General features: G+C 58.4%; 10 protein-coding genes and 1 pseudogene. 3 read left to right on the forward strand and 8 right to left on the reverse strand.

Annotated elements, in window-relative coordinates; genetic code table 11:
- The first annotated feature begins 9 nt into the window (after window positions 1–9).
- Complete coding sequence (locus M017_RS0103960) at window positions 10–963, forward strand: MDR/zinc-dependent alcohol dehydrogenase-like family protein (protein ID WP_031495974.1); 954 nt, start codon at window positions 10–12, stop codon at window positions 961–963.
- A 137-nt stretch (window positions 964–1,100) separates the two neighbouring features.
- Window positions 1,101–2,726, forward strand: coding sequence for a hypothetical protein (locus tag M017_RS0103965; RefSeq protein ID WP_031495976.1), 1,626 nt, complete (start codon window positions 1,101–1,103; stop codon window positions 2,724–2,726).
- Here M017_RS0103965 and M017_RS30105 read toward each other — a convergent pair.
- From M017_RS30105 to M017_RS0103975, 3 genes and pseudogenes are all read right to left on the reverse strand, one after another.
- Window positions 2,623–2,856, reverse strand: a pseudogene (locus M017_RS30105) (hypothetical protein); the annotation flags it as partial. The gene M017_RS0103965 and the pseudogene M017_RS30105 overlap by 104 nt on opposite strands.
- A 576-nt stretch (window positions 2,857–3,432) precedes the next feature.
- Window positions 3,433–3,567 (reverse strand): hypothetical protein, encoded by a 135-nt coding sequence (locus M017_RS30385; protein WP_272945383.1) that lies wholly within the window; start codon window positions 3,565–3,567, stop codon window positions 3,433–3,435.
- A 48-nt stretch (window positions 3,568–3,615) separates the two neighbouring features.
- Entirely contained in the window at window positions 3,616–6,333 is a 2,718-nt protein-coding gene (locus tag M017_RS0103975) for a UPF0182 family protein (RefSeq protein ID WP_238325805.1), read from the reverse strand.
- Between the two features lie 43 nt (window positions 6,334–6,376).
- Here M017_RS0103975 and M017_RS0103980 point away from each other — a divergent pair, with 43 nt between their 5' ends.
- Window positions 6,377–8,668, forward strand: coding sequence for an AsmA family protein (locus tag M017_RS0103980; protein ID WP_080507486.1), 2,292 nt, complete (start codon window positions 6,377–6,379; stop codon window positions 8,666–8,668).
- Here the strand turns inward: M017_RS0103980 and M017_RS0103985 are convergent.
- From M017_RS0103985 to M017_RS0104005, 5 genes are read right to left on the reverse strand one after another with little or no spacing between them, the layout of a single operon-like run.
- The gene (locus M017_RS0103985) at window positions 8,665–9,609 is read right to left on the reverse strand and encodes a hypothetical protein (RefSeq protein WP_031495980.1); all 945 of its coding nucleotides are present in this window, start codon (window positions 9,607–9,609) and stop codon (window positions 8,665–8,667) included. The genes M017_RS0103980 and M017_RS0103985 overlap by 4 nt on opposite strands.
- Window positions 9,610–9,627: 18 nt before the next feature.
- Window positions 9,628–10,155, reverse strand: coding sequence for a hypothetical protein (locus tag M017_RS0103990; RefSeq protein WP_031495982.1), 528 nt, complete (start codon window positions 10,153–10,155; stop codon window positions 9,628–9,630).
- Entirely contained in the window at window positions 10,152–10,703 is a 552-nt protein-coding gene (locus M017_RS0103995; RefSeq protein WP_031495984.1) for an RNA polymerase sigma factor, read from the reverse strand. The genes M017_RS0103990 and M017_RS0103995 overlap by 4 nt, the downstream gene beginning before the upstream one ends.
- A 17-nt stretch (window positions 10,704–10,720) precedes the next feature.
- Window positions 10,721–12,076 (reverse strand): phosphoglucosamine mutase, encoded by a 1,356-nt coding sequence (gene glmM / locus M017_RS0104000; protein ID WP_031495986.1) that lies wholly within the window; start codon window positions 12,074–12,076, stop codon window positions 10,721–10,723.
- Window positions 12,069–13,430 carry a phosphohexomutase domain-containing protein gene (locus tag M017_RS0104005; protein ID WP_031495988.1) on the reverse strand — a complete coding sequence of 454 codons (1,362 nt, stop codon included), beginning with the start codon at window positions 13,428–13,430 and terminating at the stop codon, window positions 12,069–12,071. Before M017_RS0104005 ends, glmM begins: the two co-directional genes overlap by 8 nt.
- Window position 13,431: the final 1 nt, after the last annotated feature.

Below are 13,431 nucleotides of genomic sequence, written 5' to 3' on the forward strand. Positions count from 1 at the left end.
ATAGAAAGCATGATCGCCGTACACATTGCCTCCGGAAAATTGAGTGTGATCGACACCCCCAAGCCCAAAGTAAAAGCGGGCCACGCGCTGCTGCGCTTGCGGCTGGCTGGCATCTGCAACACAGATCTCGAACTGCTGCGGGGCTACTACGGATTCTCTGGGATTCCGGGCCATGAATTCGTTGCCGACGTCATGACCGGCCGCCTGAAGGGGAAGCGCGTCGTCGGAGAGATCAATCTGGCTTGCGGCCGCTGCGACTTCTGCCAAAGCGGCATGGGCCGGCATTGCGCCAAACGGAGCGTGCTCGGAATCGTAAGGCATCCAGGCGCTTTTGCCGAGTATCTGACGCTTCCAGAAGAAAACTTGCTCACAGTGCCAGCTGCGCTCGCCGATGAGGAAGCTGTATTCACAGAACCGCTCGCGGCAGCTTGCGAAATTCTGGAGCAGGTGAGATTTGCGAAAGGGGCAGAAGTTGCGGTGCTCGGAGATGGAAAGCTGGGATTGTTAATCGCACAAGTCTTGCAGCTCGCCGGGTTGCGGGTCGATTTGTTCGGCAGGAACCAGCCTAAGATGGACCTCCTAAGGCCTTTGGGGGTAAACGGGAAACTCGTGTCTCGAATTCACCCTAGACTTCCCCAAAGCCTCTACCAGTACGTCATAGATGCGACCGGATCCACAGCCGGGCTGGAAGCCGCCATGCAGATGGTGCGTCCCCGGGGCACGATCGTCATGAAGTCGACGGTTGCCGGCAAGCTGACCCTCGATACGGCGCCTCTGATCGTGAACGAAATTTCACTCGTAGGGTCCCGCTGCGGCCGTTTCTCCAAGGCCCTAAAACTACTGAAGACAGGGGACTTGATTCTACAAGGAATGATTACGGAAAGGAAGAAATTGAGCGAGGCGGTGGCTGGATTTCAAGCCGCGGAACAGCCTGGAGCCCTGAAGGTGCTCCTCGAACCCTAGCCCTGCCGCATCCCCTAGCCCAAAGCTAAGGTTTTCGTTTCTAAGAAAAAACCTAAAGTACCAAGGCACTTTGTACCGATTGTTCTATTGGAACCTTAGCGGCAACTCCGTAGGATAAGTCCTATAACGGCAGAATTATGAATTTCAGTGGATACGAACTCCAAATCTTCGTCAGTGTCCTGATCGTGCTGGGATGCGCCTTTGTGGCGTTGCTTGTCGACTACCTGAAGGGCAGTAATGAAAAGCTGCGGGAAAGTCACGTTGAGCTCCTGGCGCGTCAGGACATTGCGGCCAGCCAGCCAGCCGGCGAGACCTCAGCGATTCTCAAGGCGCTTTCGGATCAGACCTCGGCGCTGCGGGCGATCATCAACCGGCCGATCCAGGTGACAACAGCCGCGCCGGCACCCGCCTCTCTCTCTACTTTTCCAGTGAGTAGCATCCCCAGTCCGAAACGCCAATTCGTGGCCAATGCAGCACCGGAACGGGAAAAGGTGAAAGTCGCCAGGATCCCGGAGACGCGTGTGGCCGCCGCTGCGGAGCCTGAAGCCACGCTGCCCACGGTAGCAGCGGAACCAGAAGTGGCTCCTGCGCCCCCTGAAATTCTTGTCGCACCAGCACTGCCCCAGGCCGAAGAGGTTCTGCCCCCGAACGTGATCCGCATCCGGCTCATGCCCGATTTGAATCGCCGGGAAACAAAAGCGGCGCCAGTCGAGGCAGTGGAGCCCGTCGAGGTTGCCGAAGAAACAGTTGCGCTCGAACCGGAGATGGAGCCGGAGACTCCCTCTATTGCAGAAGAAGTTGTAGCAGTAGCCGAAAGTCCGCTGGTTGTCGCTCCCGAGCCCGCAGAGATCGTCGCCCAGAAAACTCTGGAAGCAGAACTGACAGAAGCAGAACCGGTGCTGGAAGAAGTGCAAATCGAAGCCATTCTTCCGGAAGAGGAAATGGCGCCGGTCGCGCTCGAGGCAGAGGAGTCCAGCACGAATGGGACTGCGACCGATACGCCAGTGGTCGCAGCGGTCGAGACCGAAACCCATGAGGCCGAGGCGCTTAAAACACCAGACTTTGATCAATTCCTTGAGGAGTTGGTCGCCGAATTTGCGCCCCATTCTCATTTCTACAGCGAGGCCCCAAGCGCGGAATCGCCTCGCCTGCCTTATGCCTTTGAGCCCACCCCACTGACTTCAATGTCAGCCTTGCCGATTCTGCCCCAGCTGAACCTCCACCCGGACGGTGAACTCCTGCTCAATCACGAGGCGGAATCAAATCTCGAAGAGTTCATGCCCAATCTGGTTGTGCCTTCTGGCATTCATCCCGTGGACGTCTTCTCCGGGCTCCTTGAGCGCAAGGAACTGCTCACCGGACTGGTTGTCTCAGTGGGCATCAATGAGTATGGGCAGCTTCACGAGAATCTGGGTGCGGCAGCCGATGAACTCCTGCGGAGCGTGGATGGCCTGATGACCGGGCTGGCGGGCATCGATGGATTCTGCACCCGGAAGAAGCCCGACGAGTTCGTCCTGATCTTCGCCAAGCTCTCAGGCTCCGCCGCACAGCGCCGCTTGAGCGAATTATCGGAGCAGCTCTGGGACTTCCAGTTGCGGAATCTCGGTACCTTCTCGGTGGTCTTCTCCTGGGGAGCCAAGGAAGTCCAGCGCGAAAACCTCAGCGAGGCAGTCGCCGCAGCCACCGAACGGATGAAGGAGACCCAGTCTTCCCGTAAATCCGTTTCGATGGATCGCAGCCGCCGCCGGCGGGCCACCGCCTAGAAGCTCTAGCTTCAGAAAGAGTTTGAGGGATGCGTTCGCAATCGCGGACGAGACGGCGGAACCGGGTAGCCCAACCGCAACGACGTTCCGCCACCCAGCGCCGCGGAAGCAGCACAAATCCTTTCTTGGCCCTGGTCTCCCTAGGCCAAGCGAGATTCTCTCCGGCCACCGCAGCGACATGGGCACGGTCTAGTTCCCCAGCCCACGTTACGTAGAGGACCCAACGCTGCGCCGGCTGATCCCCCAGACAGCAGTGCATTCGACACCCACCGGCAGATGCAGTTTTCCTCCGTCCATCAACGTCAGATACGCTGACTCACCCGTCTAGAGTCTGTCGCGAACTTAGCGGTGTCGCGAGGCATGCCGCTTCAGGAAGAGGCATGCGGTCAACCTCACGAACGAGGGGGGGGGCGAAAGCAGGTAGCCCAACCGAAGCTCCACTCGACAACCCAACGACTGGAAGCAGAACTCTGCTATTGTGCCGCCACTGCACCGGTATCACATTGATCCACTCAGGCCAGTTCCACATTCCCTTCGTTGATCTGCTGCACTTGTTCGGTCGCTGCCGGAGTCACAGGTAAGGCCAACAGTACCCCAACGTGTCTACAGCAAGGTGCACCGTGCTGCCTTCCTGTGTTGAGCTCTCTGGAGATTGCAACGTGCGGCTATCGATCACCACAGCCGTGGCCTTGCACCTCTCTCGTAGTCACAGCACTTCGCGCAAATCATGCACCATGGCTTCAAACACCTGTGCTCGAATCAGCGCTGGAAGGTCGTACGAAATCGGCCGCCCTTTGGCCAGAGAACGGAGTCCATGGAAGACCTCGCGCAGGGAATCCATCCCTTGAGGCGCTGACGGCTCCCCTTTCGGGATTCCAGACTCGCAGCGCTACTTCATCTCACCTTCGAGAGCTTCGAGCTCTCGAGCCGCATCGACGAATTTACCTTGTCCCATCAGTTCCCGGTAGCGACGCATCCGGGAGCGTACCTTCTCCAGCCGGGGATCGCTGCCAGCCGGTGGGTTGTTCGTTGTCACCGGCGCGGCAGCAGGGCTGCTGCTGGGAGCAGACGGTGTCCCCCGCCCGCCCAACTGCGCGAGAGCCTCCGCATAAGTGTCTCCATAACCAATGACACTTCCCAGCCCGACGGCAACCTTCTTCATCTCAGGCATGGGCGCATTGGTCGCCTTGATATAGATCGGCTCCACATAGAGAAACTGGTCGTCCATGGGAAGCACCAGCATTTGCCCCTTGATCACCTTGCTCCCCTGCTGGTTCCAAAGCGACAGGTCCTTTGAGATGTTCTGGTCTTGATTGATACGGGCGGCAATCTGCATCGGACCAAAGATCAGTTCCTGCTTCGAGAGCCGCAGGACTTCGATCTCCCCGAGACGGGTGCCATCGCAGCGGGCCGCCATCAAGCCAATCAGATTCTGTTTGTTGCGGGGCGTGAAGGTGGTGAGCAGAATAAATTCCGGCTTGGCTTCCCCGGGAAGAGTAGCCATCACATAAGTGGGGCGCACCTGTTCCGGACGTCCATCAATCCCTTCCGCCGTTTGCGCAAAATCCCAGGGATCTTCGCGATTGTAGAAAGCCTCCGGATCTTTCATGTGATAAGTACGGTACATCTCGGCCTGGACCCGGAAGAAAGTCTCCGGATAGCGAGCATGGGCACGCAGATCGGCAGGTAAAGTGCCTGCCGGCTGGAAGAGCTTCGGGAAGAGCTGCCGGTATGCGGCCAGAACAGGATCTTTCTCGTCCCAGGCATAGAGGTGGACGGAACCGTCATAGGCATCGACGGTAGCCTTGACGCTGTTACGCATGTAGTTCAAGCGGCCATATGGAGTGTTTACACTTCTCGAGTAAGGGTGCATCGAGTGCGCGGTGTAGCCATCGATCATCCAGATCAACCGCCCATCCTGGCTCACCACCAGATACGGGTCTTCATCCCAGGAGACAAAAGAAGCAAGCGTATCCACCCGCTTGATCACATTGCGCCGAATCAGCATCCGGGAATCCGCAGTGAGATAGTCCGTCAGCAGGATGTTCCAATCCCCCTCCGCCACAGAAGCGGCAAAGCGCATCAGCAGTCCATCAATCGGAATCCCGCCCTGCCCCTGGTACTTACTGTGAACGTTCTCGGTGCCAGAGGGGTAGTTGAACTCGGGCTGCGCCGTACGGACAAAGACCGGCTCATGCGTCGCCTCGCCATAGTACAACTCAGGGCGCGTCACCTTGGGAGCGGACGCAACGGCCACCAACGGCGCATCCTTGATCAGAAGCTCCGGCAGCCCATCGGGAGTGATGCCATTGGCGTCTGCCATGACCATGCCATAGCCATGCGTGTAGATGAAATGAGGATTGATCCAGCGGCTCTGGGCATCGGGAAGCTGGCGAACATCCAATTCGCGCGGGCTGAGAAGAACCTGGTTCAACTCTCCATCCGGCCCCGGATAGCGATCCACATCGGTGTCCGCAAAAACATAATAGGGCCGCAACGCCTGGATCTGGGTGATCGTGTCATGAAAGGCCTGCCAATCCCACAGACGAACATTATTGAGCAGCGCCTGGTGCTTGGCAGGCTCGAAACTGCCGCCAATGCGAGCCGGGAAGTCGCGCTCCGTCAGTTGGGAACCGAGCCCAAAAGCAGAACGGGTCGCATCAATATGCTGCTCGATATAAGGTTTTTGCAAGGAAATCTCGTTCGGACGCACGCTGAGCGCATTCACGATCTTGGGCAACACGGCTCCAGCCGCATAGACAACCAGCACCAGAAGAACGGCCATCCCCAGGCGGCGAGCCAGCACCAGCAATGCGCCGATCACACACGCACCCACCAGGGTCCAGACCAGCGGAAGCACAACCCGGATGTCAACATAATCCGCTCCCACAAGAAAGCCGTGGTCGGAGAACAACACATCATAACGGCCGAGCCAGGTCCGGGCGGCCAACAACAGGAAAAACAGCGCGATCACGACCCGTACGGATGGGCCGCGCAGGACATCGCCCAAATTGAGACCACTCAGATCGATCCCTTCTTGCGGATCCATTTGAGAGAAGCGCTCCCGCAGACTATCGAAGCGGCTAGTGAGCCAATAGATCACAAAGCCGACAATCAGAATTCCCTGGAGATAGCGAAGCAACATCTCGTAGAAGGGAAGCTGAAAGAAGTAAAAGCCAATCGGGTGGGAGAAGACCGGATCCCGCCAGGCATCGTTCGCCGAGGCCGTTGCTCCGTAAAAGCGGGCGACAGTCCAGTTATCGATCAACACCGCACCAAAGACCAGCGAAGCAATGAGCCCGGCGCCCAGTTTCCAGATGTCGCTTCCAGTCTGGAAGCGTGAGCGCGCCCGCAGATAGAGAATCCAGAAAATCGGGAAGACCAGCAGACCGGCGGCGAGATTCGGCAACCAGCCGTAGAGGATGGTCTGCCCCCAGGTCTCCGTCTGGCCCAGTTCGCGCCACCAGGCATAGTCAATCCAGGCACTGGCAATCGAACGGGCACTGGCTACAAGAATCAGGATCAGGATCACCCAACCACCCCATCCAAAACCTGGGAATCCAGGAGGTCGCGGTGGGTTCATTTCAATGACATCGGGGCGTGGCATGGCACCTCCACATTGACACATTCAGCCAGTACACTCGTGAGGTATGAATCAGAAACTTAGGATCGGGCTGGCGGTGCTGGTGGGGATACCGCTACTGGCGGGAGGGGCACTACTTTTCTTGGTGAGTCCCGAAAAGATGAAGCCCGTGGTGGAAGCGCAGTTGTCAGAAGCATTGCAGCGGCCAGCCAGCATGGAAGCCCTGAGTTTTCATCTGTTTCCTCCCAATTTTCGGGCCACAGGCCTGAGCATTGCCGATGATCCCAACTTTTCGAAGACGCCTTTTCTGCAGGCAGCTTCTGTTGAGATCATCCCGAAGTTCCTGCCGCTGCTCACAGGCAAGGTCGAGATCGAGAGCGTGATCGTGACAAAGCCAGCGATTGAGTTGATTCAGAATGCCGCTAAGCGTTGGAACTACCAGTCGATTGGAGCGAAGACAAATGACAGCAGCCCAAGCGCAGTGGTCCTGGGGCGGCTCGCCATCGAGCAGGCGCAAGTCGGGGTCACGCAGCCAGGAAAGAAGCGAGAAGAGTATTCCCAGCTCTCCGCTGAGGCCCGCGACTATGCAGAAGGCAAGCCCTTCGGACTCCGCGTGTCAGCCACCCTGCCCAAGGGAGGTGCGATTTCGATCGACGGACGCATTGCGATGGCCAAGAGCAAAACCGTGATCGACGATATGACCTTCTCACTTGCTTCGCTAAAGGGCAAGATCAACGGCGAGATGGTTGGCGAGGCGCTTCATCTGGAGATCGAGGTGCCCAAGTCTCCCATCGCCGATCTGGCCCCGTTATTCCTCCCGAAAGGAATGAGCGTCCAGGGAGACGTGGTGGCAAAGATCCAGGCCCAAGGCGGCCTCGAAAACCCGGTGCTCAATGGCCGCATCAACGTCAGCGGTTTTGAAGTCTCAGGCGGCGATATCAAGCAACCCGTGAAAACCGCAAAGCTCGTGCTCGACCTGACCCCGGAACGAATCACGCTGGAGCCTGCAAATGTCAGTAGCGGCTCAACGCAGATCCAGACCTATGGCGTGGTGACGAAGTATGCAACGGCGCCGGTCGTGGAAGCGACGCTGATTGCCCCGAACGCACAAGTGGCAGAGCTCCTCGCGATTGCCCGCGCTTACGGCGTCTCCGCTGTGGATGGAATCAGTTCTACCGGACAAGCCAAACTCCAAGTGCGCGTGCATGGGTCTGTCCGGGACTTGCAGTTTGCTGGCTCCGGCTCGCTGCGCGACGCGAATCTGCAATTGCCTCAGCTCACCAAGGCAGTGACCATCCGCAACACCGACTTCAAGTTTGAATCGAACGCAGCCGCATTGACGGGAATCGACGCCAGCATCGGCTCGACGACAGCACGTGGGGAGATGCGGATCGCGAACTTTGCGCAGCCCTCCCTCAGCTTCCAACTGAATGCCGACCAACTCCGCCTGAATGAGATGCTGAGCTTGCTCAAAGAAAGCGGCGGCAAACCGGGCACCACACCGTCAAAACTGACAGCAGATGGCTCGCTGAACATCGGCAGCTTAGAGATGTCCGACCTGAAGCTGAGCCAAGTCTCCTCCCGCATGGAATACCGGGATCGTCAGATGACTTTGAACCCTTTGAACGCAACCGTATATGGAGGCAAGCATAGCGGCAACATGACGATCGATATGAAAGCGACTCCTGCCGTCTATACCCTGGTATCGAAGCTCGACAAGATCGAATCGGGCCAACTGCTCGGAGCAACCACTGGATTGAAGAGCATTGTGAGCGGTCCGATGTCTGCAAATCTGAATCTACGCTTCACCCCAGCCGATGCGGTGCAAATGGCCCGCAGTCTCAACGGCAACCTCTCCGTGAAGTTCGATCAGGGCAAGATTGCCAGCTTCAATCTGACCAATGAACTGGCACTGATCGCCAAGTTTCTCGGCTTTCAAAAAGGGGCGGAGAGCTTCACGCAGTTCCTGGGGATCAACGGGGACTTGGCGATTGTGAACGGCGCGGCAACGACGCAGAATTTGAAGATGGATCTGGCCAATCTGACTGCAGCTCTCACCGGCTCGATGAATCTCGCCGATCAGACCCTGGACCTCAAGCTCATGAGCATCCTCGACAAACGCTTCAGCGAGACGGTAGGGGGAGCTAAGGTGGGAGGCTTTATGACGGCAGCGATGGCCAACGGAGCAGGCAATCTGATGATTCCGGCCAGCATCAAGGGCAGCTTCGCGCATCCGGTCATCACTCCGGACCCTGGGGCGATTGCGAAGATGAAGCTACAATCGTTTAGCCCCAAGGATCCGAAGCAAATGATGGAGAATGTGAACTCCATCCTCGACCTGTTCAAGAAGAAACCCTAGTTCTCCTCACGCACTCGAATCGTCTGCGCCGGCATCGTAACGCCGTGAAACGGAGTCTCATCCACCTGATAATCGCTGGGCGGCTCAAACAGGCTCTTGGACGGCTCGCCAAGGTGCAGGTTCGAGATGCGGGTGGTAGTTTCTCCCATACGGGGATCCGAGTGCTTCATCAGTACCGTTGCCTTGATCTCATTGCTATACCAGGTCTCAGTGACGACCTCGATCGCGCGCTCATTCCCCATCTCCCCGGCTGGGATGATCATCGTCACGCGCGAGCCTTTCGCCGAAACACCTTCGATATTCTGCGTCCCGAGATCCTCGTGCTTTGCATTGGACCGCACTGCCGGAACCGTATCCAGCTTCTGGATATAGGCAACCTCAGCCTGTCGCTTGGCAACATTGTCGGGCAGCACCTGCATCACCGCCGAACTCGTGGAAGCAGTGTCTCGCGCAATCACAAGCGTTTCCGCATTGGCTGGGGGCGCGGGGGCGATAGACCTGATGTTTCCGCTCAAGGCTCGTACTGCTGCCATTCCTGCTTCAGACTTCGACTTGAAGGCCACCTTGCGATTCGGGTCGAGCGTATAGCTGGTCTTGGTCACCGGGTCGTCGATAAAAATGCTGACGATCGGAGACTCTGTTTGCCCGAGCTTTCCGAGGCCAACGATGGTCGTCTCACGGCGCGTACGGCCTTCGGAATCGCGGGCAAAAGAACTCTTGTTCGTTTGCGAAATGCGATTGCCATCGCCGAGGGTCTGGACCATTTCGGTGATGGTGTCCGCAGAGTACGGAGCGCCCTTGACGGCCAACTCCGCGCGGTTTGCAAAGTAAGTGAAGGAGGCTTGCGCCGGCATTGCCGGTATCGCCTGGACACTGATGTTGGGCTCCTGGCCGGAAAGAACAAGACCTGCTCCAAGAGCAAGACTACAAAGCGTTTTCATGAGATTCTCCTATTTCAGTTATTCGGTGGATGGGATTCGGATGGCGCGGGCCATGCCGTCTTCGCCAAGCAAGACCTCGGCGGTAACGTTGGCATTGGGTTCCAACTGAGCCTGCACCAGGCCCAGCGCAGTCAAACGATCTCGGCTGATGTTGATCCGCAGCACTTGCAGCGTGACAGGCTCAGGTAACATCTCCGCCTGGGCCAGCGCGATAAAACCAGACCAGGAATTGGGTTGTTCCGTTTTCGGTGGGAGATGCGGCTTGCGCCGGCGGGGCGCTGGAGCCGCCACAGGCAAGACAACAGGCTCCACCGAAGGCGCTCCCACGGCGGCCACCGGAAGAGGCGGTGGCGTCACAATCGATACCGGAACAGGACGACGGCCGAACCAGATCGCCAGCGAAGCGGCCGCAGCCAGCAAGCCAATGCTCACGATCCGGTTCCGTCTGCGGCGCGCCTGCTCCCGCTGCAGGAGCGCCTCGAAATCGAAAGCAGGAGCGGCGGGCAAGGCGTCGCGGTATTCGTTCAAAAGCGAATCGAGCTTCATCGGATCTCTCCTTCAAATTGCCTCAGACGAAGTTTCAATTGTTGTTTAGCGCGGCTCAGCCGGGAGCGAACCGTACCAATGGCAATGTCAAGAGCAGCCGCAGCATCCTCATAACTGCACTCTTCAATTTCACAAAGCAACACGACCTCGCGATAGTGTTCCGGCAGAGACAAGATGGCATCGCGAACCGCATGGATGCGCTGTTCTCTTTCGAGATGCAGGAGCAAGTCGCCGTCAGCAGCGTTGTCGTCCTCGAGCGGCTCCTCCCGCTCATTGCGCCGCGACGACCGCAACCGATTCCGGACCACGCCGTAGAGAAAAGCCTGCGCGCTCCCCCGCGACGGATTAAAGAGCCCGGGGTTGCGAATCAGATCGAGAAAAGCCTCCTGAATTGCCTCCGCCGCGCGCGATTCCGATCCGGAAAAAGCAAGTCCGAAGCGGTACAGGCGCGGGTGCAGATGCGCGTAGAGCTGCCGTAGGTCGGGGACGGTTTCGGCTCGTTTGGGTTCCGCGATCAGCACTGCCTGTAATGGACGCGGAGCAGTCATTTAGTTCCCGAAAAAGATCAAGAGCGCAGCAGCGTCATCGATTGGTCAAAAAGCTGTTTGGCCCGCGCCGCATCTTTGCTTTCCACCGCGACACGCAGAATGGGCTCCGTATTGGAGGCGCGCAGATGAATCCAACCCTCCGGCAGATTCAGCTTCAGTCCGTCCATACGCTCGAGTTGCGCCTGTGGGTGCGCCTTCTCCATCGCCAGCATCAAGCCACCCAACTTGCCGTGTGCGAATTGCACCTTGCCGCCATAGCGATGAAAGCGCGGCAGCGCGCCGTTCATCTGGCTGAGGGTCTTGCCTTCGCCGGCCATGCGATCGAGAAGCAGGGCCATCGCCATATAGCTATCCCGGCAAAGATGCGTGCCCGAAAAGATCACGCCACCGCTCGAACCTTCACCGCCAATCAGAGCCTTGACGGCGCGCATCCGCTCCACCACATTCGCTTCGCCCACCGCCGTGCGATATACGCGCACGCCAAAGCGGGAGGCCACCTCATCGATGACACTCGAGGTGGTGAGATTCACAACCACATCGCCAGTGGCGCGCGACAGCGCCGCTTCTACCGCGAGGGCGAGCATGTCATCGTTATCGATCATTTCGGCCCGCTCATCGCAAACCGCGAGGCGGTCGCCGTCCGGGTCCTGGCCGAAGCCGATGTCGCAACCATGCTCCCGCACCAGCGCCATCAATTCGCCGAGCGTTTCCGGCTTCGGCTCGGCCTCGCGCGGGAAGGTCTTTGTCGGGTCCACATGAATCGCGTGCAGCTCGCAGCCCAGCACTTGTTCGAGAAACCAAACACTCATCCGCGAGCCTGCGCCATTGACGCCATCAATCGCCACACGGAAGCGCCGGGCACGAATGCGCTCCACATCGACATGCTTCAAAACACGATCGATGTGACGCTTCCAGGGGCTTTCTTCATCCACCGTGAGCCCCAGCATCTCCTCGTTTGTCGCCTCCGTAAAATCGCTCTGGTGGAACAGATCGAGCAACTCGGTGCGTTCGTAATGATTGAAGAACAGCCCATCGCCATTGAAGAGCTTGAGCGCATTCCACTCAGCCGGATTGTGCGAGGCGGTGATGCCGATGCCGCCCACGGCGCCCGTCTCGGCGACATAGATCTGGATGGTCGGCGTAGTCTGCACTCCGACACGAACCACTTCGCAGCCCGCGGCCAGTAACCCGCAAACTACGGCATGCTCGATCATCGGGCCAGTGAAGCGAGTATCGCGGCCCACCACCACCCGGCCATGACCGACATAGGTTCCAAAAGCTTGGGCAAAGTCTGCCGCCAGCAGCGGGGTGAGGAACTCACCCACAACGCCACGCACCCCCGAGACGCCCACCTTCAGTTTGTGCTCACGCATAGTTGCGTACCGTCTCCAAAATATTTGCCATCAAGGCATCCGCGCGGCCCTCGCGGGTCTCGGCGATCACTCGAACAATCGGTTCCGTATTGGAGACACGCACATGGAACCAGCCATTCGGAAGGTCGGCCCGGAGACCATCCTGCGTATCCAGGCGAGCCGTCTGCCACAGATCTTCGAGCTGCGTCATCATCTCCGGAATCCGCTTGGAATCGAGCTTCACTTCGGCCTTGCACATGTCATAGGCTGGCATGGTCGCAAGAATCTCCTTGAGCGTTCTGCCCTCGGACTGCAAGCGGCTCGCAAGCGCAATCAGACTGGCGATTCCGTCATAGACAAAGCGGAACTCCGGCAGCATCACCGCACCAGTGCCTTCTCCGGCAATCGCAATTCGCTCGGCAGGATACATCGCCAACGCATCCATCGCATATTGACGGCCCACCGGCACCCGCAACACAGTCGCATCGTATTTCTTTGCAATCTCTTCGAGCAGCGAAGTGGTCGACAGATTGGTGATCACCAAGCGGCCGGGCTGCTTGCGCAGTTGGTGCTCGGCCAGCAGCGGCAGAATCAGTTCCTCGCTCACCACTTCGCCATCGCCACAGCAAACCGCAATCCGGTCACTATCCATGTCGAAAAGAACACCGAGATCGGCTCCGATCGCTTGCACAACCGGCGCCAGTTGCAGCCCCACCGTCCGGGCATTGGTATTGGGGATGTGAGCAAAAGCCTTCGGCTCCATCGCCGCGTTGATCATCGTGATGTTGAGCGAATGCCGCTCCTTGAGCCGCGCCAGAATCAGACTCGACAGGCCCGAAGAGCAATCTGCGACGATGCGAAGATTCTTCAGCGCCGTGACATCAAAGACCCGTTCAAGATCTTCGATATAGAAATCAATCGCATCATCGCTATGATGCAGAAGCCCAACCTCCCGCCAATCTTTGAAATCAAAGCGGCGCAGATGGTAGATGTCGAGTAGTTCCGAGGCCTCACCAGTCGACAGATAATTTCCATTCGGCCCCAGAAACTTCAACGCATTCCATTCGGCGCTGTTGTGCGAGGCGCCGATCGAGATTCCGCCGGCGGCGTTTGTTCTCTGGATGGCGTGTTGCACGACAGGCGTCGAAGCAAGTCCCAGATCGATCACATCGCGGCCACTGGCCAACAGGGAGGCAATGATTCCTTCGCGCAACATGATGCTCGAGGCGCGCGGGTCACGCCCGATGAGAATGGGTCCGGGACGATCGAGGAGAAAACTGAAGGCAGCGGCGAATTCGAGCGCGTGGCGGGCTTGGAGCCCAGGGCCAACGATGCCGCGAACTCCAACCGTGCTAATGCGCAGGGAGTTGGCCATC

Origin of the sequence: Bryobacter aggregatus MPL3, from assembly GCF_000702445.1 — a bacterium.
Classification (GTDB): Bacteria; Acidobacteriota; Terriglobia; order Bryobacterales; family Bryobacteraceae; genus Bryobacter; species Bryobacter aggregatus.